General features: G+C 40.0%; 15 protein-coding genes. 4 read left to right on the top strand and 11 right to left on the bottom strand.

Annotated elements, in window-relative coordinates:
* Positions 1–771: 771 nt before the first annotated feature.
* The 6 genes from M3O96_RS18185 to M3O96_RS18160 form a co-directional block, all read right to left on the bottom strand.
* The gene (locus tag M3O96_RS18185) at positions 772–1,182 is read right to left on the bottom strand and encodes a type II toxin-antitoxin system VapC family toxin (protein ID WP_249722897.1); all 411 of its coding nucleotides are present in this window, start codon (positions 1,180–1,182) and stop codon (positions 772–774) included.
* A complete protein-coding gene (locus M3O96_RS18180; RefSeq protein ID WP_249722896.1) occupies positions 1,163–1,411 on the bottom strand; it encodes a ribbon-helix-helix protein, CopG family in 249 nt (82 codons plus the stop codon). The genes M3O96_RS18185 and M3O96_RS18180 overlap by 20 nt, the downstream gene beginning before the upstream one ends.
* 59 nt (positions 1,412–1,470) lie before the next feature.
* A complete protein-coding gene (locus M3O96_RS18175; protein ID WP_249722895.1) occupies positions 1,471–4,992 on the bottom strand; it encodes a CRTAC1 family protein in 3,522 nt (1,173 codons plus the stop codon).
* 159 nt (positions 4,993–5,151) lie between these two features.
* A complete protein-coding gene (locus tag M3O96_RS18170; protein ID WP_249722893.1) occupies positions 5,152–6,903 on the bottom strand; it encodes a RagB/SusD family nutrient uptake outer membrane protein in 1,752 nt (583 codons plus the stop codon).
* A gap of 59 nt (positions 6,904–6,962) precedes the next feature.
* Positions 6,963–10,217, bottom strand: coding sequence for a SusC/RagA family TonB-linked outer membrane protein (locus M3O96_RS18165; protein WP_249722891.1), 3,255 nt, complete (start codon positions 10,215–10,217; stop codon positions 6,963–6,965).
* A 635-nt stretch (positions 10,218–10,852) separates the two neighbouring features.
* Positions 10,853–12,640 (bottom strand): tetratricopeptide repeat protein, encoded by a 1,788-nt coding sequence (locus M3O96_RS18160; protein ID WP_249722889.1) that lies wholly within the window; start codon positions 12,638–12,640, stop codon positions 10,853–10,855.
* Between the two features lie 67 nt (positions 12,641–12,707).
* Here M3O96_RS18160 and M3O96_RS18155 point away from each other — a divergent pair, with 67 nt between their 5' ends.
* Positions 12,708–12,926, top strand: coding sequence for a PspC family transcriptional regulator (locus M3O96_RS18155; RefSeq protein ID WP_249722887.1), 219 nt, complete (start codon positions 12,708–12,710; stop codon positions 12,924–12,926).
* Here the strand turns inward: M3O96_RS18155 and M3O96_RS18150 are convergent.
* Together M3O96_RS18150 and M3O96_RS18145 are read right to left on the bottom strand one after the other, a co-directional pair.
* Positions 12,923–13,927 (bottom strand): glycosyltransferase family 2 protein, encoded by a 1,005-nt coding sequence (locus M3O96_RS18150; RefSeq protein ID WP_283774037.1) that lies wholly within the window; start codon positions 13,925–13,927, stop codon positions 12,923–12,925. The genes M3O96_RS18155 and M3O96_RS18150 overlap by 4 nt on opposite strands.
* On the bottom strand, positions 13,927–14,259 hold the full coding sequence (locus M3O96_RS18145) for a YbaB/EbfC family nucleoid-associated protein (protein WP_249722884.1): 333 nt from the start codon (positions 14,257–14,259) through the stop codon (positions 13,927–13,929). Before M3O96_RS18145 ends, M3O96_RS18150 begins: the two co-directional genes overlap by 1 nt.
* A 192-nt stretch (positions 14,260–14,451) precedes the next feature.
* Here M3O96_RS18145 and M3O96_RS18140 point away from each other — a divergent pair, with 192 nt between their 5' ends.
* Entirely contained in the window at positions 14,452–14,733 is a 282-nt protein-coding gene (locus M3O96_RS18140; protein ID WP_249722882.1) for a hypothetical protein, read from the top strand.
* A gap of 228 nt (positions 14,734–14,961) precedes the next feature.
* Here M3O96_RS18140 and hisS read toward each other — a convergent pair whose 3' ends face one another.
* Together hisS and M3O96_RS18130 are read right to left on the bottom strand one after the other, a co-directional pair.
* Positions 14,962–16,329: a histidine--tRNA ligase gene (hisS, locus tag M3O96_RS18135; RefSeq protein WP_249722881.1), complete on the bottom strand. Its 1,368-nt coding sequence runs from the start codon at positions 16,327–16,329 to the stop codon at positions 14,962–14,964.
* 451 nt (positions 16,330–16,780) lie between these two features.
* Positions 16,781–17,284 (bottom strand): metallophosphoesterase family protein, encoded by a 504-nt coding sequence (locus M3O96_RS18130; RefSeq protein ID WP_249722880.1) that lies wholly within the window; start codon positions 17,282–17,284, stop codon positions 16,781–16,783.
* Between the two features lie 232 nt (positions 17,285–17,516).
* Between M3O96_RS18130 and M3O96_RS18125 the strand changes: the two genes are divergently transcribed.
* Together M3O96_RS18125 and M3O96_RS18120 are read left to right on the top strand one after the other, a co-directional pair.
* On the top strand, positions 17,517–17,942 hold the full coding sequence (locus M3O96_RS18125) for a rhodanese-like domain-containing protein (protein ID WP_249722879.1): 426 nt from the start codon (positions 17,517–17,519) through the stop codon (positions 17,940–17,942).
* 116 nt (positions 17,943–18,058) lie between these two features.
* Entirely contained in the window at positions 18,059–19,036 is a 978-nt protein-coding gene (locus tag M3O96_RS18120; protein WP_249722878.1) for a pyruvate dehydrogenase complex E1 component subunit beta, read from the top strand.
* A gap of 337 nt (positions 19,037–19,373) precedes the next feature.
* Here M3O96_RS18120 and M3O96_RS18115 read toward each other — a convergent pair whose 3' ends face one another.
* The gene (locus tag M3O96_RS18115; protein WP_249722877.1) at positions 19,374–21,887 is read right to left on the bottom strand and encodes a TonB-dependent receptor; all 2,514 of its coding nucleotides are present in this window, start codon (positions 21,885–21,887) and stop codon (positions 19,374–19,376) included.
* Positions 21,888–21,987: the final 100 nt, after the last annotated feature.

The raw sequence follows: 21,987 nt of genomic DNA, 5'->3' as shown, positions 1-21,987 counted from the left end.
ATATCACCCTTTTCAATATCCTCCAGGCCGTATCTATTTTTGTTAGCTTGACGGCTATGGTACAGCTGTCGGGATGCCATTCATTTTACCAAGAATTACCTTTCGTTTGGGTGATTGGTTGAATCCAATTACATCCCGACAATTGTCGTGGATGGAAAAGATAAAAGGGTATAATTGCAAATTACACCCACTCCACTATCAATCGCTTAACTACACCCGGGTGGGGAGAATAGTTGTAATTGTTGTAGTTGTTATAATTGTTGTATAATCAGTGTTGTCATGTTTTCGTGTGGTCTTGTTGGAGATTACAGGTTAATGAGGTGATTAAAATAGGGCAACTACAAAACAGGAAAGGGGATTTTTTTAACCACAGATTTAAAGGTTTTTCACAGATGATTTTGCTTCATAGAATCCTGCTAAACATAGGGGAGAAAATGTTTGTATTTGTTTCTGGATTGCCAACTTTGGTCGGGTTTCTAGGTAATGAGATAACAATGGGCAGGTTTGTCAGAGGGGTAAGCTCGCACTATCACTTACTTTGGTACTACGCTGGTACTACGCTGGTACTACTTTGGTATGGCTTTGCTCCTACTTTGGGGTAGTTTTTCGAATGGTCTATAATTGGATTGCATAAAGAAAAGATGCTCAGATAATCTTTTGGAAGGAAAAAATTAACGAATAATTCCACCAAATAGGATAGTATCAATGTTGCTATTTTCCATTCAATTTTTGTTTGATTTTGGCTTTGAAATTTTGAGAGCCCGCCTTAGGTTATAAAAATACATTTGTGAGAAAATTCTTTCGGACATCTCTATATATATAAAAATCTGTATCAATGGTGGCAATTTTTTTTATTCCTTTTAATTCTGAGGCAACAATAATCGAAGCATCTGCTAGATCCATTGGAACATCTGAATATTTTAAACTTAATTCAATCAGCCTTTTTAAGTGGTTTTGATTGAGGTCTACAAAAAAAATTCCTCCTCTATCGCACCATTCCAATAAATTGGTTTGGGCCTTTATACTGAAATCTAGCATGTGACATGCTTCTGTAACAACGGGCCAAGTCGTCCAATAAATCAGCTTATTTTCTTTTACAAATTGAACTGCTCTTTTATGGTAATTGTCTCTTTTACTAAATAATGCTATCAGGGGCCCTGCATCAATGAGAATATTTTCCATGCAATTTTTGTTTTATTTTGGCCTTGAAATTTTGAGAGCCTTCAGGATCTTCACTCCCATCCACCCCAAACAAATCCTTTCCCAATTCATAGGCTGAGATTTCAGCCTTTTCGTTTTTTAAAAATAAATCCAATGCTTCTTTCACCAAAGCAGATTTGGAAACTCCTTTCTTCTGACTCAAAGAATTTAATTGAGCCTCTGTCTGTTCATCAAGTCTAACATTTAGCATAAAGTTACAATTACAAGATTTGTAATACAAATGTAATACAAATATTTTGACTTATCCAATTAAAATTCTACCTCCACTACTCCCCCTTTGTAATCAATCCCTTTCAGGCTCTTCACATTTGCAGGCAAGGAAATAGTACTTCCCAAGTTGGAAAGGAAACCTGACCGGTTGAAAACCTCAATCTTTCGGGTTTTGCCATTTTCTAATTCCAATACCAAGGTGTGGATCCCTGCGGGAACTTTAAATACCTTTCCCGGACTTGCCTTCAATGGCGCATGGACTTTCATGGTGCTTCTGTTTTGGGTAGACAGGTAGATGTTTTTACCATCAGCCATGGTCAAGACCGCCATGGATTTGGCATCTCCAGGTACTAAAAACCCACTTTCCAAACTCCTTACAGCCTCAAATCCACCTTTTCCATCTCCCAACAAAACCAATCCGGTCATGGAATCATACCTGCCTGAGAATACCTCATTGCCATAGTCATTGCCCACCAAAAGGACATCGAGGTTTCCATCGCCATTGATATCATCGACCGCCATGCCATTAACCGGAGCTATTTGGGCCATTAAAGGTAATTCATGGATTTTGAACTTACCGTTTCCAAGGTTTTCAATGTAGCTGCTACGGTCGTAATTCCCTTGCAGGATGGTGACGCCCTCCAATTCTTCGGCCGTAAACAAATCAGCCTCCGTGATTCTTGCATATTGCTTATACCTCTCAAATTTCCTTCGGAAAAGGGTGCTCTGTCCATACAAATCATCCCAATAGTGCGCAGGCACAGGAATGTATTTGTTTTCATTGTCTTTGAAATAGGTGATGGTGACAGGGTCTATGCTTTTGTTATTGTCAAAGTCTTTGGCATAGATTTTCACCGGGCGGTCCATTGTCGGATGATAGTAATTGTTGGCACCCATATTTCCTACCACATAATCGATGTCCCCATCTCCGTCAAAATCCCCTGCAACGAGGCTGTTCCACCATCCCAAATGATTTTCCAAACCTGAATCTGTCATTTTTTGCAGCTTACTACCTTTGTTGAGGAAAACCGTGATGGGCATGAGTTCGCCTGCTACCATCAAATCCGGCCTACCATCTCCATCCACATCTGTCCAAAGGGCGTCTGTGACCATGCCGATCCTGCGCAATCCGGGTGCGACGATGTCTGTGACATCTTCCAATCTCCCTTGGTTGTTTTTCAAGATGAGAGATTGGTCAGGCAATGGGTATTGGGCGATGGGAGTCCTTCCTCCTACAAAAAGTTCCACGAATCCATCCCCGTCAAAATCTGCTGCACGGACTACGGTACCACTGGATTTGAATGCAGGTATGCTTTCTTTTTGTTCAGCAAAGTTTCCTTTTCCATCATTAATGTATATTCTATCTTGGTATTCGGCGGCATCGGGCAAAAACTCCGAACTGCCGGAAACGAGGTATAGGTCTAGATCTCCGTCATTGTCGAGGTCAAAAAGCAACATTCCCATTTCCTCAAAGGATTTTTCAATGTCAGTTGCAAACATTTCCTTCGAAGAAAAAGTCCCATCCGACTGCTGTAAATTTACCACAGGAGAATAACCTGAAGCACTTCCAATGATAAAGTCTTCCAAGCCATCGCCATTTAAATCCCCTACAGCCAAGCTTGGACCAAATTGAGTGAGTTTGTGAGGGAGTGTTCTTTGGACATTGTAGTCTATTTTATCCATTTCCTGATGTATAAAATTTATCCCTAGGTGCCCGGATATTTCTTCTACAAGTGGAGTTACTGTTTTTGGTCCCAAAGGAAACTGAAGGTCGCCTGGCTTAGGGGAAGCGTTTGCATGTTTGAGTTCTATCACCTGATTGGCATGCAGGTGGTCAGTCTTTTCATACCTTCCATCGGGCCATAGGATTTCCAAGGAGCTTATTTCATTTATTGTGTCCAAACCGAAATGAACAATATCCTCCACTGCGGATAAATACCCTCTTGAAAGCTGCTGTTCGTGGTATTGGAATTTGTCCTGTCCAAACCTGAGAACTACTTTAGCACCAATCCCAAATGAATTGTTTTTACTTCCTTGTAATTTTACCCTAAAGTAGTTGGGTTTGGAATCCCTTGTATTCAAAGTATTTTCAAAGACAAAAGCCGGGTCATTGATATTGTTGACTACATAATCGAGGTCACCATCTTGATCGAGGTCCACGTAAGCAGCCCCGTTGGAAAATGAGGATTTATTGAGTCCCCAAGTATGACCAACGTTTTCAAAAGTCCAATCGCCTTGGTTTCTGTAGCTATAATTCGGGATTTTGATGATAGGAATAGAATCCAATAATTGTCTGATAGAGGCCACTCCCCCCACATCAGCCCTGTAGTTTGCAAAGTCTTTGTCAGTGATATCCCTCGGGAAACCATTGGTGATCAAGAGATCCCGATTTCCATCATTGTCCATGTCCACAAACAATGGTGACCAAGACCAATCTGTCTGGTACATACCTGCCATAAAGCCGATCTCGCTGAAGGGAATATTGGGTCCATTTCCTACATGGAGCATATTGCGCACATGTTGGTATTCATAGCCCCATTGTTCGTTACTGATATAGGTTTGGTATGAGTTTTTGGAAATGGTAGTCTTCTTCCTGAAATTGGTTTCTCCCAACATGTCCAGGGTGACGATGTCCGGAAAGCCGTCATTGTTATAATCGGAAATGTCAGAACCCATTGAAAACATGCTTTGGTGTCTGAGAAAAGTTTTTGATTGGTTGGAAAAAGTACCGTCTTGGTTATTGATATACAGGATATCATTGGTAGTGTAATCATTGCTGATATACAGGTCAGACCATCCGTCGCCATTCAAGTCAGCCACAGCCAGTCCAAGCCCAAATCCCTCGATGGTGATTCCAGCCTCTATGGTGACATCAGTGAAGGTTCCATTGCCATTGTTTCGGTAAAGCCGGTCATTGTTGATAGCGGATCCATCAGCGATTTTTTCCCTGTAATTGGATGGGATGGATTTGCTCTGTTCATTATTGAGTACATAGAGGTCAAGTAAACCATCGTTGTTATAATCAAAAAAAGTAGCCATCATGCTATTGTCAGTTCCTGCTATACCGTATTGGGCGGCTGATTCTATAAAAGTCGGTATTCCATCTTTATTCAAACCTTGGTTTACGAATAGCATGTTAGCCCTCTTTTCATTTTCTTTAAACATGGCAGCACAAACGTAAACATCCAACAGACCATCTCCATTGATATCCACCACCGTTACCCCAGTGCTCCACCTGTCCTTTGCTTCAATGCCGGACACAGTGCTTACATCCTTGAACTTCAACTTACCCTCATTCAAATAAAGTTTATTGGCCACCTGATTTCCTGTGAAAAACAAATCCGGAAGCCCGTCATTATTAAAGTCACCCACTGCTACACCACCTCCATTGAAAATATATTCGTCGGTAAGGATATTAAAGGAATCTGATTCTACAATAAGGTTATTGAAGTCAATCCCAGTGTCCTTCATTGAAAGAAGGTTGAAAAGTGTGTCTTCTTTTTTGGTGCAGGAAGCAATTGATAGCAATAAAAATGCACCAAGGTAATAGTAAGATTTCATGGCTCTGATTGGGTTAAATAGCGCTTTGGGTCAGGGTTTGAATTTACGGGTATTTATGTGATACCAAAAAAGAAAAGCCAAAAATGAAATTGAAATCACAAAAAAAGAGGTGACTTTTCAGCCACCTCTTTCTCCCATTTATTTTTAAATTCTTATTGATTAGAATCCAGGATTCTGAATCAAGGTGCTAGAACCAACCAAGTCAATCTGGTTTTGCGGTAATGGTAACAAACGATGTTTGATATCATAACCAGTACTGCCCATTGCGGCTGGCAACAATACGCCTTCCAACGCAAAGTAAGCATCCAATTCAGCCTTGTCAGTTTTCCATCTAACTAAGTCATAGAATCTATGTCCTTCCATACCTAATTCCAACTTACGCTCAAATCTTACAGCAGCACGTGCAATATTGGCATCGGTCCACGCAGCATCATAAGTATTCACCACATAATTGGCTGCAGGCGTACCATTGGCTCTTAATATTGGAGAGTTTTTCGCTCTGGTTCTTACCAAGTTCACTTTAGCTCTTGCAGTTTCCAAACTACCAACTTCAATATCTACTTCAGCAGACATCAATAAAACATCTGCAAAGCGGACAATCATAAAGTTGATTCCTGTATAACCTGGAGTCCAAGAAGAGTTATCTTGGAAAGAACCTTGCTCAGCCCTGGTATACACATATTTCTTAGGAGAATATGGACCTCCGTTTGGTTGGTTTCTTATCCAAGCCTGACCTGGAAAATCTTGCCAATCCAAATATGGTATTCCTCTTCTACCTGTAGTATGGTCAACTCTTGGATCAAGTGGACCTGCATCCGGAGTGAATGGAGCTGCTGTACCTAAACCCATGTCGCTTAACACTCTATTTGCAGGAGCGTTGAAAGAACCATCTAGAAGTGGCAATCCTCCGCTTGTTCTGAAAGAGTTTACGAAGGTAAAGCTAGGCTGGAAAAATCCACAACAGTTTCCTGGTCCGTTTGGCCCGGTATTGTATGGAAAGTTCAAGTCAAACTCAGGGTTGGCATTGTTGACAGAACCTGTATTGGCAGAAGACTGGTAAGCCCAAATAGATTCCTGATGATTGTCATTAGCTCCTCTGAACATGTTTTCATAGTAAGGAACCAAACCATATTTCAAGCCATTGCTGGTTACCCCATTGGCGATCACATCGTCAAATAGGACTTTTGCAGCCTGATAATCAGCGGCTGAACCAGTTTGATTGGCTTTGTATAGGATGATTTTTCCCAAGTATGCTTTAGCTGCCCAAGAATTCACTCGTCCTACCTGAGGTTGTGTTGCAGGAAGGTTATCGGCAGCAAATTTCATTTCAGCCTCAATGTAAGGTAGCATCTCTTGGTCATTCTTGATTTCTTCCAAGCCTTTTTTGTAATCAGCATCTTTTGGGATGATAGGAACCTTATTGAAGTTTCTCCAAAGTTGGAAGTAGAAATGTGCTTTCAAGAACCTAGCCTGCGCTTCTACATTTCTTGCATAGGCGTCTGATACATCAGAACCTCTTCCATCTAACAACCTTAGCAATTGGTTTGCCCGTGCTATTCCTTCAAAATTACCACTCCAGTTTTCTTCGAGAATAGATACGGTAGCATCGGTCTCAAATCTTTGAATAGGGTTAATGGTAGAGAAATCACCGGGATCAGTGCCTTTATTGGCATCACCACCCCGGATACTTCCCCATACCCAGTTGGATGGAGAGGCAAGTCTTTGAAATCTACCATTGACTTGGGAATAGACAGAAATTAATACTGCGTCTATCCCGGCAAGAGAACTCAATTGAGCCTCACTTAATTGACCTACAGGAGGTACATCTAGAAACGAATCGTCACAACTTGTAGCTAACAGCATCATCCCTGCTGTAAGCATTGCCGCGAATTGATATTTTATGTTTTTCATAATTTAACTTGATTTATGAATTTTTTTTTAAACAACAGTTTGATAAACAGATTGTTTGATTAGAAAGCAAGATTAATACCCATGGTATATTGTCTTGTTACAGGGTAGTTTCCTACATCTATACCAAAAGCAGTATCTACGTTACCACCGACCATTGGATCCAATCCATCATAACCTGTTAAAGTTAAAAGGTTATTACCTGATGCAAATACTCTCAATCTTTCCAACTTCCATCTCTGAAGGATGGCATTTGGAAGTGTATAGCCTATGGTCAAGTTTTGTAATCTCAAGTAAGATCCATCAGCTACGTAGTAAGAGTTTGCTACGTTTGAAGTACTGAAGTTAGCAGTTTTTTCGACAACAGGTACTGTGGCACCAAGGTTATTTGGAGTCCAAGCATCATTCAACCTGTTAGAAATTGCTGCACCCTCAAATGTCTGGAAGAAGTCAGTAAACCATCTCCATTGAGCCCAGACTTTATTGCCTGAAGTTCCGTAGAAATAGGCCGCTAAGTCAAAGTTTTTGTAACCGATGATGAAGTTAAAGCCTCCTGAGAATTTTGGAACCGGGCTACCTAAGAAAGTCCTGTCATCAGCGTCAATTACACCATCACCATTGATATCTTGGAATTTAAATCTTCCAGGAGCTGCCCCTGTCTGGGTAGCGTGGTTGTTTACATCTTCCTGGCTACTGAACAAACCTTGTACTTGGTATCCGAAGAAGGAGGAAAGTGGTTGGCCCACTGCATTCCTGATTGGTTCAATACCTCTGAAACTTGGATTACCTGAAGTAATGAAGTCCAATCCTTCAGAAAGGAAGACGATTTCATTTTTTAAGAAACCACCGTTGACTTGGAATTCATATCTCCAGTCTTTGTTGAAATTACCTCTGGTAGATACCATGATGTCAACTCCTCTGTTCATCATTTCACCGATGTTGACTGAAGGAGCTGCAGCGTTAAAACCTGCTGTTGAAGGAACCGGTACAGTAAACAACAAGTCTTCAGTATCTTTTTGCCAGAAATCAACAATCACGTCCAATTTTCCGCCAAATGCCGTACCATCAAAACCGATGTTTTTGGTAACAGATGTTTCCCATTTTCCATCAGGGTTACCTAATCTTTGTCTTCTGAATCCAATGACTGCAGAGCTGTTGGTACCGGCGATGTCATAGGAAGATGCACCAACGTTACCACCAAATAAACTAAATTGGTTATCAGGGTTAACGTTGTTGGAGTTACCCATCTGACCCCAACCACCTCGGATTTTCAAATCATCTAACCAAGTAGCAGAAGCCATGAAACTCTCTGCAGAAATCCTCCAAGCTGCAGAAAATGCAGGAAATACACCGAATCTATTATTCTCACCAAATCTTGAAGAGCCATCTCTTCTTATAGTCGCGTCAACAATATATTTGTCATCGAAGGTGTACCTGGCAGTTGCAAATAGGGAGTAGAAATTTACACCTTTGAACTGGCCTGAATTCACCTGCCTTGTTGGAACTGGTAAGTTAGAAATATTTACAAAGTTAGGATCTTCTGAGAAGGGATTTTGACCCAAACCTGAAATGTTTCTTCCTGCACCGGTATTCAAGGCTTCCTGACCTACCAATGCTCTCACTGCATGTTGATTCCATTTTTTGGTGTATGTCAAGGTATTGGTAAATGTCCATCGCATAACATATCCTGAAAACTCATTGTATCCAAAAGCGGAATTGTTTTCTGAGTTCTCATACTGTAATCTGCTGAATCCTACTCCGTAGAAGTTGTCATACTGACCACCGATAGAAGTTCTGAATGTCAAATCCTCCGTAGGATCAACTTCCAAATACACGTTACCGAAAGCATTGGCATTGAAATTTCTGTTATTTTCCAAACCTTCTCTGTTTGCCACAGGGTTTCTAGGGTTGTTGAATCCTCTAGCTGCAGTACCTGCATAGCCACCGAATTCATCCCTTACAGGGATAATTGATGGCATCCTGAAAGCCTGAAGGATATCATTTTCGTCACCTGCCACTCCTTGACCGTTATTGCCTCCACCTTGTCCTAACACAGAACGGTAAGTTGCCTGGAAGTTTTGGCCGATTCTAACTTTGGATCCCACATTGTGCTCTGAATTTGCTCTTAAGGAAACTCTTCTAAAATCATTTCCGATAAGGATACCTGCCTGATCCTGGATACCGAGACCCATAAAGAACCTGCTTGTGCCGTTACCTCCTGAGAATCCCATAGAGTGTCTTGTAACAGGAGCATTTCTGGTTACTGCATCATACCAATCAGTACCTTCGCCTGTCGCAGCTCTGACCAATTGGTGAACAGGACCTAACCGCGGATTGACATTGTACTTAGCCCTTTGTTCATCCAATTGTGCTTGGCTAAATGGCCCTGCAACACCTGCTGCTCCACCCACATTAATATAGTATGGCATTACTGGTGTGGAACCTGTACCAAATTGAGGATGCTCGTACCTTGGTGCTCTGCCGTCAATCCGAGCCTGATTGGTTTCAGCCAACCATGTTAAATTAGCAAAATCCTGTGGATTGGCCATGTCAAGTCCCGAACCAGGCTGGGTGACACCATACATACCATCATAAGTGAATCTCAATTTTTGAGATTTTTTATTACCTCCTTTGGTAGTGTAAATAATGACACCGTTAGCTGCTCTGGCACCGTATATAGAAGCAGCAGCTGCATCTTTCAATACAGTAGTAGATTCTATATCATCAGGGTTGAGAAAGTCGGTGCTTTCCACCGGCACACCATCCACAATATACAGCGGCTGGTTACCTCCAAATGCTCCGAAACCTCGAACCCTCACTTGAGATGCTGTACCAGGCTGACCGTTGGTTACAACAGTAACACCGGCAATCCTACCCTGAAGTACCTGCTCCACGTTACCTGTAGGTATGATGGTCAAGTCTCTTGGGTTAACAGTGGATATCGCACCTGTAGTTTCTCTTCGGCTATCAATGGTATAACCTGTGATAACCAATTCAGATAGCTGTCTTTCATCCGGCGCCATAGCAAAGTCGATCACAGAGCGGTTTCCCACTATTTGTTCGACAGCTCTATAACCAATAAAAGAGAAAACAAGCACACTTTCGTTGCTTGGCACATTGAGGGAAAATTTTCCGTCAATATCGGTGGCTGTACCTGTAGTGGTTCCTTTTACCAGTACTGTAACGCCGGGCAATCCGTCGCCGAACTCATCCAAGATGGTTCCGGTGACCGTTTTTTGTGCCAACGCCGTGGCGCTGGAAAGTACTAAGAGTAGTAGGAATACACTTAGGCTTTTGTAGAGTTTTTCCATAAACATAGATTGATTGGGTATTAGTTATTAATTGATAATATTTTTAAAATTTTTCATCAATTCGACAGATAGTGCAATCGTTTGCAAGTATCTTCAAAATAATTGCAACAGTTTTTGGAAGTAGATTTTTAATTTCCTTGACTATTGCTGATTATACCTTGACAGGTTTCCTGTCTTTACTTAGTTTTGATTATTAATTCAAAACATCAATAAGGGGGGTGCTAAAACGATTTATTTTACTCTTCAAAAAAAAAGAATGGACTCATAGGCATAGAGATTTTGGGTTAATGTTAACAGATGTTAATTTATCTGGACGCCAATATATGTAAAATATATTATTCGTCAACAATTTCAAGAATGGAAGTTTTTTAAAGGTAAACTCCTATCTCAGGAACTAATATAAATGATTAAAAAGAAAATCAAAAATTTTTATTAAAAAATGAAATATGGTCTAATAGTAGATAATATTCTCCTTCTTACGTACTATTTTGTTAATATCCACTACCTCGCCACAATCTGAAATTAATGATTAGAGCTATTGATATTCAGTCCATAGACCACACTCAAAATCTATAACCACTTCAAATGAAATCCAAACCTAGTTTTTTATGGTTATTGGAAAAAAATCACATATACACTTCTTACTTAAACAGATTAATAAAAGCCTGATCCGACCTGAAATTTTGGAAATTGATATCTTTAAGGGCCTTTTCCTTTAGAAATTCACTCCGATCGATTGCCTTCCCGAGGTTTTCGATCATTGTATCCCTCTCCCCATTGACCGCTGCGACCAAGGCCAACCCATAGAACCCATACCCAGAATCTCTGTCAGACTGTACTGAAGCCTCAAAGTTTTCCAATGCCAATAAATAATCTGTTGATAAAAAATAGGCAATCCCCTTATTGAAAAAATTACTTTCGTTTTCAACTGTTCGGTTAAATCTGATGGTGGCAAGTCTATAATCCCCATTTAATATATCCAAAGCACCACGTAGACCTTCATTGTAGTTTAGAAAATCATTTGTTTCTTCTTTTTCCAAGGTTGATGCCTCAGAGATGGCAATGTAAGCTTCGAAATAATCCCCCCGCAACAAATAGGCCCTGCCGATATTGTGAAGTGCAATGGAAGTGGTTTTAATTTTATTGGCCGATGAGAGGTTTGAAATTGCATCACTGATGAAAATATTCCTTTCACGAACATCCAATTCGCGTTGAGCCATGTTTAAATAGACAACCCCGAGGTTGTTATGGGAAAGTTCACTTGGGAAAAGTTCGTTGAGTTTTTTGTAGACAGCCTCCTTTTCGTCCAGTTTGAGTACATTTTGACCTGCATAAGTCAGATGATCCTGATCAAATCCTTCTACCGGATTTTGCCCGTTGAGTAGTGCAAAAACCCCGGATGAAATCTCCAAGTCGTTCAGTTTGGTGTTTTCAAGTTCAAAAGAAATTTTGGCAGACCTTAATTTAGGGAACAAATCCCTGGAAATATTCCTGTATGCGGAGATCTTTTGAAGATCAGACAATTGCGAAGCAAAGCTTTTTTCATTCAATAAAATGGCATAAACTTCTTCTTTTTGTTGTTGGGAGATTCCCTCATAATCACTCAAGAGTTGCCTCAGGTCAAACCAATCACCTGCACGGTACATTGATTCTATCGGAATATTTGTCAAGGATCGGTTTGTTTTCAGTTTTTCAACGATGAAATCACTCCTCTTTTTTGGCAAACCTAGGACGTTGTCCCTTGATTCCGGGGAAGACAATCCTGTCACAATTACTTTATTGATTTTCATCCAAGGTTCTCCTTTGATCAAATAATCCCTGAATGCAACGGGAAATATAGGATCCTGCTTTAGACTGCTTCCCAATTCAAAGGGAATATAAAAATCCCGTGTTACGATCCGGTTCATATCCTGAAAATCTCTCATCATGTAAATCCCGATGGTTGGAATTGGCTGATCTGGAAGAACCTGACCATACCTTGTCAATAATGGAGTTGTCTCTAATCCATATGCCAAAACTTTGTTTGGAGCTTGAAAAGTCCCTTTCTTCCTTTCTACAATTCCTTTTATGACCAATTCACCTTTTTCCATTCCAGGCAGATATGGGAACACTATACGCTCGTCCACTATGGCATCTATCAGTTTTTTGTTGTAAGCCCCGTCAAAAGGAATAATCTCACCCAGCCTCAGCGAACCTTCCCCATACACATATTCTGGATAGAGATAGATTTTTGCATCTTGGTTCAATAATGCCAAAGGAATAGCACCCTGAATGCTCACCCGCACAGAGTCCCTGTGTAATTGCAAAACTTCGGGTTTTGCGACAATTCCGTTCAAAAGACCATCATACATTCCGATTTTTGGACTGCATGAGGCTATGATATAGGTTATTAAAAAAAAGAAGGCTGATTTTATCAGATTATTAAACATCGGGCATCAATTTAGATTAGTGAATTTAAATTAGTACTTTTACATCGCTATCCAAAACCAACTATATATGAACGAAGTAAAACTTTTTTTTCAAGATAGGGCTTTTGGCGTCTGCTACAAGCTCGGAGAACGTCTTCATTTTCCCATCGACAGCATAAGATTATTCTTCATTTACAGTTCTTTTATCACCCTTGGTTCTCCGATCATTATCTATGTCAGTCTTGCCATGATGATGAAGATCAGGAAATACTTTCGCAAGATGAACAATCCTGTTCTCTTTGACTAAAGTTCGCTGAAGGTCTTCTTTCCTCTTATATAATAATCCCATAAGATTGATTTCCTGAAATGTTGGATTTCATTCTTATTTTTTTGTTTGGGTGGAAGGGTTTTTTCCAATTTTGATTTCATTTTGTGAAATTCAATATGGGCCTCAAATACAGCATGTCCATCCCGAAAGCTCCCCCTCGCAAGAAATATGACTGAGGCCAATAAATCCAACACCAACCTTACCAAATAAATCAATAAAAATCGGTTTGGACTTACATTTTTATAAAGCATGAGGAGATTATTCCTAAAATTCAGGAATGTCTTCCAAGGGTTTGACCTGTCCAGAGTACCACCCCCGACATGCCATACTTTTGAAGTACCCAAATAATAGACTGACAATCCCATTTTTTTTATCCGCCAGCAAAGATCAATTTCTTCCATATGGGCAAAAAAACTTTCATCAAATCTTCCCACAGTATGAAATATATTGGACCTGATCGCCATGCAAGCACCTGAAGCCCAATCTACCTCCACGGTATCATCATATTGGCCGGTATCCATTTCGATCGAATTGAAAATCCTACCCCTGCAATAGGGATAACCCAATCCATCCACAAATCCCCCTCCAGCCCCTGCGTAGTCAAAATATCCCTCATTCTTATAAGATAAAATTTTTGGCTGAACTGCTGCGATGGAGGAATTTTCTTTCAAAAATTGAATGAGTTTAATATCCCAATCCTGCTCTACCTGAACATCAGAATTGAGAAGGATATAATAATCAAATGATCCTTTGAGAATTTCCAAAGCGCGGTTATAGCCTCCAGTAAACCCAAAATTTGAATCAAGTATAATGGTCCTGATATGGGGAAATTCAGTTTGAAGCACTTCTACTGAATTATCTGTGCTTCCATTGTCTACAACGACAACCTGAAAAATGGAGAGTTGGGAAACCGATGGAAGAAATTTTCGCATCATTTCCCCTCCATTGTAATTCAATATTACTATTGCGGCATCCTGCATCAAAACATACTGCCAAGATCCATTCCCGGAATATTGGGCATCATGCCATCGGTAGCAGATTTGAGTTCTTCTTTGATTTTGATTTCTATGGCATCAAGCGCTTTATTGGTGGCTGCTACAACGAGGTCACTGAGCATTTCTTTGTCCGCAAGATTCACAAGTGAATCATCCATAAATATGGACATTACTTTTCTGTTACCATTAACAGTTACTTTAACCAATCCAGCTCCGGATTCTCCATCGGCTATAAGGTGGACTAATTTGGCCTGGGCATCTTTGATTTTTGCCTGGGCTTCCTTCACCTTATTCATTATACTCATCATATCAAACATAGCACCTCATTTATATTAAGACACAAATATAAGGGAATTCAAGCATGTTGGAAGCACAACTTAGGAAAGCAAAAGATGACTGAATTAAATTATGTAATCTTTACCATTGACAATTTTAATGTAGGGTTTGAAACCTTTTGAAAAAATTAATCGATTGATAACCTGTATATTTATTCTATAAATCGAAATCATATGAAAACCATTGAGAAGATAGAGAAGGAAAAAATCGATGAACTCAGATTTTCTAAAAAAGAGGTTCTTGAAGATGAAAAGGAGCGAAAGATAAGGAATTTTGAACTGATGCGTGCCCAAGCGATAGGCAACCTCCTTCGTAGCAAATCAACCATAACTTTTGAGGATGCCAATGGCAAAACCTTTCAGATCAACACTACTGTATGGGCAGTAGGAGACAAATTTGTCTCATTGAAATGTAACAGACATATTCCCATCAATGCGATTTTGGTAGTGGACTGAAAGGTGGTTACTTCGACTCCGCTCAGTACAAGTATTTGGTTATTGGTTATTTGGTTATTGGTTATTTGGTTATTTGTAAATGGTTAATTGATTTGGAATCAAACCTTGGATTGATTCCTATTTAAGCTTTAACATATCTTGAGTCGATTCTTGTTTTATTTATCTCGCTTGTTCTCTTATGCCTTAATTCTTGCTACTTGATACTGACTACTTGATACTTGATTGGTACTAACACAGAATTTCAATGGCTTTTTCAATGCTGACGGTTTCTTGAAAGCCTGAACTTAGATTTTTGAGGCTGATATTTGATTCTTGGATTTCGTTATCTCCTAAGACGATCACAAAAGGAATTTGCTTTTTGTCTGCATAAGTCAATTGCTTTTTGATCTTCCCTGTCTCGGGAAACAGTTCTGAAGAAATACCTGCTGACCTTAATTTTTGAAGGATTTGAAGTCCATAGGCAAATCCTTTTTCATCAAAATGGGTAATCAGCACTTTTGTTTTGTCCAGATTACTCTCAGGAAAAATCCCCAATTCATCCATTACATCGTACAATCTGTCCACACCAAAGGAAAATCCTACCCCTGACACGCCATCCAAACCAAACACTCCCGTCAGGTTATCGTACCTTCCTCCGCCACTTACCGATCCAATGGTAACCTTATTGACTTTGACTTCGAATATTGCGCCTGTATAATATGTCAAGCCTCTAGCTAAGACAACATCGAAATCTACATGGTCTTCGGATTCTCCATATTGATGAAGCAAATCCAAAACTTCTTCGAGTTCGGCAATTCCCTTTATTCCGGTTTCGGAATCCTTTAGAAAGGTTTTTAGGAAATTGAGTTTGTCTGCATTACTTTGTTTGAGACTGATAATAGGCTCTAGCTTGGAAATAGAATCCTGCGCAAAATTCCTTTGTGTCAGTTCTTCCTGTACTTTTTCCCAACCTATTTTATCTAATTTATCTATCGCAACACATAATTCCCCTTCTCTGCCTTTTTCACCGATCACTTCAGAGATTCCTGTCAGGATTTTGCGGTTGTTGATTTTGATGTCATAATCTGCAATGCCAAGGGTATTAAAAACGCGCTTGATCATCAACAGGATTTCAAGCTCACATACCAAACTATCAGTCCCGACCACATCTGCATCACATTGGTAAAATTCCCGGTACCTTCCCCGCTGTGGTCGGTCCGCTCTCCATACCGGTTGGATTTGGAAACGTTTAAAAGGAAAAGAGATGTCATTTCTGTTCATGACCACGTATCGCGCAAAAGGAACCGTCAAGTCGTACCGGAGGCCTTTTTCTGCCACTTTAGGCAATACCTGTGAACTTCCGCTTTGAAGGTCTTCCGATTTTACATCTTTGATAAAATCGCCGCTATTGAGGATTTTAAAAAGCAACTGATCGCCTTCATCCCCATATTTGCCTGTCAGGGTACTCAGGTTTTCCATGGCGGGAGTTTCGATCTGCTGGAATCCAAAAAGCCTAAAGGTATCTTTGATTGTATCTAAAATGAAATTTCTCCTCGCCATTTGGAGTGGCCCGAAATCACGGGTTCCTTTGGGCAAACTTGGTTTTTGGACAGCCATCTTTTACATTAATTTTGGGCAAAGTTAAGCAAAATCAAATTTTTATCTTAATTTTGCGCTTCATTTGAGGTCACATAAAGAATAAGACGATGGGAGTTACTGCATTAAAAAGAAAATTGAAAAGAAAGAGACTTAAGCAAAATACAAGAGTGATTAAGATCAAACAGTTGAGTGCCAAGCCGGTAATCAAAAATGTTGACATCGAAGAGCTAAAAAAGAACTTCGCTTAATCCTATTTTTCTTTTCTTTCCAAAGAAATAAAAAAGGCAACGGTAGACACGTTGCCTTTTTTTGTTATTGGTTAATGATTAATGGTTATTTGGTTAAAGGGATATTTGGTTAATTGTTTAAATCGGCCAAACTGAATGTGCTCTTAATTCAAATTTTTAGAATTGGACTTAGCACAATGAAGTTTATCGAATAATCAGTTAACCATATAATCAATTAACCCTTAAATTCTCCCCCTTTTCCCCAGTTCCACCACCCTCAGATTCTGGATCTTGCCGCTTTCAATCTCAAACAGCAACATCGTCCTGACAATATGAAAGCCAGACTGACCCATGGCGCCGGGATTCATGTAAAGACAATTCAGGTTTTTGTCAAATTCCACTTTGCAGATATGGGAATGCCCACAAACAAATAGCTGCACCCCGTGCTGCCTGATCAGGTTTTTGACTCCTTTGGCATATTGGGGAGGCTTGCCTCCGATGTGGATCATTCCTATTTTCATTCCCTCCACCTCAAACCACAATTCTTCCCGATATCCATTTCTTGCCTCTTGGTCATCAATATTTCCTGTAATGATTCTCAGGACCTTTTCCTTTGGAAGCTGACTTAAAACAGAAAGGTCGCCGATATCCCCGGCATGCCATATTTCATCGACATCTACCAAATGGCTAATCACATGCTCATCGATATATCCGTGCGAGTCAGAAATAAGGCCGATTTTCTTCATTTTGGGCTTTTTAAATTTTTTAATAAGTAAATTCGTTGCTAAAGAAATAAAGAAATATAATTATCCGCTATTTTGCCACAGGCAAATGCCAAAGATTAGCACTGCGGATAATTAGACCACAGTCGACAGTCCAAAGCCAATCAATTGTAATCCCTCCGAGTTCAATAATGGCTAGGGGCAAGATAGGGTACATACCTAAAGAAATCCTAAAAATTCTAATACCAACAATATCATGAACAACAACACAACTTGGATAAAATCAGTTTTGACGCTGATGATCGTCACGATTTTCATTGCATTCCCAAAAGAGTCCATTGCGCAGGAAGGTGCTGCCAAACTTAGCCCTGAGGAATTTGACATCAAAGGTCACAAAGGAAAGAAGGCGGTGATTTTGGATATCCGCACCCCCGAAGAGACTGCTGAGGGTTATATCGAAGGGGCAACTTTCGTCAATTGGACCGGAGGCAACTTTGAGGAAGAAGTCAGCAAACTCAACAAAAAGAAAACCTATTATGTCTATTGTAGGTCTGCAAAAAGAACAATCCCTGCCACAGAAAAAATGAAGGAACTTGGGTTCACAAAGATATACATGCTCGAAGGCGGATTGAATAATTGGGTCGAATCGGGCAAGCCTGTAACCAAACCTGAAAAACAATAATCCAAGAGCCATTTCCATTCCAAAAAACCATTCCTAAAATATAGGTCCTCAAACCAAAGCTTGTTTTGGATTTGAGGGATTACTTCCTATTTTTACGACCGCAAATACTGTTTAAAATGAGAGTTATTCAATATAGAGAAGCATTAAGAGAGGCCATGTCCGAAGAAATGAGACGCGATAAAAACGTGTTTCTGATGGGCGAAGAAGTGGCAGAATATAACGGCGCCTACAAGGTATCCCAAGGAATGTTGGACGAGTTTGGTCCGGATCGGGTGATTGATACCCCGATCGCAGAACTTGGTTTTGCAGGTTTGGGAGTTGGGGCTGCCATGAATGGTTTGAGGCCAATTATCGAATTTATGACCTTCAACTTTTCCTTGGTTGCCATAGATCAGATCGTCAACTCCGCTGCCAAAATGCTTTCGATGTCCGGAGGAGCCTACAGTGTTCCAATCGTATTTAGAGGACCGACAGGTAACGCAGGTCAACTTGGTGCTACCCACTCTTCAAATTTTGAGAACTGGTTTGCAAATACTCCTGGACTGAAAGTGATTGTTCCTTCCAATCCCTATGATGCAAAAGGTTTGATGAAGGCTGCCATCAGGGATCCTGATCCAGTAATCTTTATGGAATCTGAATTGATGTATAGTGACAAAGGTGAAGTTCCAGAAGGTGAATATTTATTGCCCATCGGTGTTGCCGATGTCAAAAGAAAAGGAAAAGACGTTACCATCATCTCATTTGGTAAAATGATGAAAGTGGTATATGAAGCTGCTGATGAACTGGCAAAAGACGGTATCGAAGCTGAAATCATCGATTTGAGAACTGTCAGACCAATAGATTATGCCACTTGTCTGGAATCTGTAAAGAAAACCAACAGGTGCGTGGTCGTGGAAGAAGCCAATCCTGTTGCGGCCCTATCTTCAGAACTGGCTTATCATATCCAAAGAAATGCCTTTGATTATCTGGATGCTCCGGTGATCAGGGTGAATTCGATGGATATTCCTTTGAGTTATTCTCCTACTTATATTGAAGCAACCTTGCCAAATGTAAAGAGGACCATCGATGCTGTGAAGAAGGTGATGTATAAGTAGGTAGTGGGAAGTTTGGAAGTTGGGAGGGAAGGAAGTAGGAAGTGAAAGGTAAAAAGTAAGTGACAAGTTTCCGAGAATTTGAAATAAGTTACAAAAACCACTTGGGCAGTCCGGGTGGTTTTTTTGTGCTTATTTCTAAAAAAAATCTTTGGGGAAAATCTATGCCAAATGGTTTCTGACCATTCTATCTAATATTATTGTCCGCAAGTCGAGGTCATTTTTTAAATAGCGATGGTGGTGAAAAAGCGGATATACATAATATCAAAAAAAATAAAAAAACCGCTAGGCAAAACCTAACGGTTAATTAATAACTATTACCCAATCATTTAACTATTTATTAATTGCGCGATCCGCCGGCGGCTGCACCGCTGTTGCCGTCTCCACCTTCTTTAAGATCGTCGTTGGTCACTCCTCTTTTCTTTTTTCTGGAAGGTCCATCGACTGATAATTTTCCTATTCTATAGTTGAAGTTGATCTTGAAATTCATGTTTTTCAATCCAACTGTACTCTGTTGCATAATTGTTGGCGTAATCAGTTCATTGTTGATCGTGAATACTTTGGTAAAGAAGTTTTCAGCACCAAAACCGATTGAACCTCTTTTTTCATTGAATGATTTGTTGAAGTTCAAACCATAGACACCAAATCCACCTGAAGTTCCCTGCAATTCAACCCTTCTTCCTCTTTGAAAGGTGAAAGCCTGAACCTGCCAATCTTTTGGCAATGAATAGTTGGCAAATACCCTTCCGCTGAATACAAATCCATCATTGGAAGCAGCATACAAAGGATCTGACAAACCATTATCCAACTGTGCATAGTAAGTTTCAACACTACCGTTGACAGAGAATTTACCTGACAGGTTTACATTGGCAAATACTGATAATCCGTATGCTTTTTCCTGACCGATGTTTTCATAGGTAGTGAAAATGATATCGTCTTGTCTTACAGTCCTTACAGGCTGTATAGAACCTGAGGTGTTTCTGAAATAGGTAGTGAAATTCAAGTTTGAACCTTTGAAAAAGGTGCTATATGACATTTCATAATTATCAGTCAACTCAGGCTCCAACAATGGATTACCCTGAGATATTTGCTGAGGATTGGCTGCGTTGATGTTTGGATTAAGAAAATTTAATGACGGTCTCTGCACCCTTCTGTTATAGGCTGCTTTGATCATATTTCCCTTTGTAAGTTTTCTGCTCAAGTTCAAACTAGGAACCCAAACTCCAAATGATGGAATCTCCCCATTCAGTTCTGAATTGGTAAAATCCGCGTTGATGTTTGTGTATTCATATCTCATTCCTCCCTTGAAGGCATAGTTTTTCAAAAAGTTGGTGGTATAAGATGCGTAAGCAGCAGTTACATTCTGGTCATAACTGAATTCGTTGGAAAATGTAACATCTTGAACTTCCACAAACTCTCCATCAGGACCTTCAGCGGTGAAATATGCGAAGTCACTGACTGCTTTTCTCAGGATGTTTTTTGCACCGTATTCCAGGATTTGATTTTCAGCCAAAGGCGTGACGTAATCCAACTGAATGGTAAATTCACGGTTGATACCTGCGTTCAGGTTTTTAATCCTGCTCGAAATGCCTGTGAAATTTTCATCATATTGGCTGTTGATGAAATCATTGGTCAGGTTATTTTGGCTAAATAAGCCGGAGATACTGAATTCTTTTCCTTTCTTTTCATAAGATTTGGTATAGTTGAAATTCACATCCACGTTATTGGAAAGGTTATCTGTATTGACATCTCTCAACAATGAACTCTGAAGTACTTCATCCAAGTAAGTATCTGTCAATAATCCATCCTGTCGGTTTCTCATGTTACGAAGACCATAACTTACGGAAGCAGTCAAAAAGTTGAATTTGTTGATTTCATAATCCCACCCTAAGTTATACCTGCCAAAAAGCATGTTGCTTCTTGTATCTGCGTATTGGGAAATGTTTCTTGTAGTTCCGTCGGCATTCGTGATGTACTGTTGGTTTTCAAAAAATCCAAGGATATTATATCCTGCCCTTCCAAATCCGCCCAGTGTCCAAGACATTTTCTTTTGCTTCAAACTTGCATTTAATCCAAGGTTTGATCCCCTTAATCCCGCACTGCTATTGATATTTAGGGAAGCACCCTGAATGTTGTTTTTCTTAGTAATAATGTTGATTACTCCACCTGTTCCTTCTGCATCATATTTGGCAGAGGGTGAAGTAATTACTTCCACAGATTTAATTTCTTCTGCAGGAATCTGCTTTAAAGCCTCAGCGACGTTTGTAGCTACGATGGCAGACTGCTTTCCATTTAACAAAACCAAAATACTTGAGCTACCTCTCATGGACACATTACCATCCATATCCACAGAAAGCATCGGAACCCTTCTCAATACATCAGAGGCATCACCACCTACAAGTGTTTTATCATTTTCCGCATTATATATCGTCCTGTCTACTCTTTCTTCGATCAGGTCACGCTGTCCCATGACAGTTACTTCCTGAAGCGCTACAGCTTCCTGCACCAATAAAATAGAACCCAAATCCGTAGAAGTGTTTTGATCAGTAATTTCGATTAGGTCTGAGGTAATTGCCTGAAAACCCATAAAAGATACCTGAACGAGGTAATTGCCGTTTTTGAAGTTTGATATAATAAAAACCCCGTCAAAATCAGCAACCGCTCCGGCCACGTTCTGACGTGTTTCGGCATCTACCAATGACACTGCTGCATAAGCAACAGGTTGGTTGTTTGATTTATCTAGTACCTTTCCCGATACAATATATTCAGGTTTTGATCCTTGGGCGTATCCTTCTGAGACATTGATCCCTATAATGAGGAATAGCGCAAATAATAAGTGGATTGAAGTTTTCATCTCTTTGTTTTGAATCTGCTTGTCTTTTGGACAGATTACCCAACAAAGGAATATCTGATTTAAATCATATAAAAATCAAATAGATAGGGAGTGAAATTGC

It is taken from the genome of Aquiflexum sp. TKW24L, assembly GCF_023502205.1.
Taxonomy (GTDB): Bacteria; Bacteroidota; Bacteroidia; order Cytophagales; family Cyclobacteriaceae; genus Cognataquiflexum.
The sequence above is the reverse complement of the archived record's forward strand: the minus strand, read 5'-3'. Positions and strand labels throughout refer to the sequence as shown.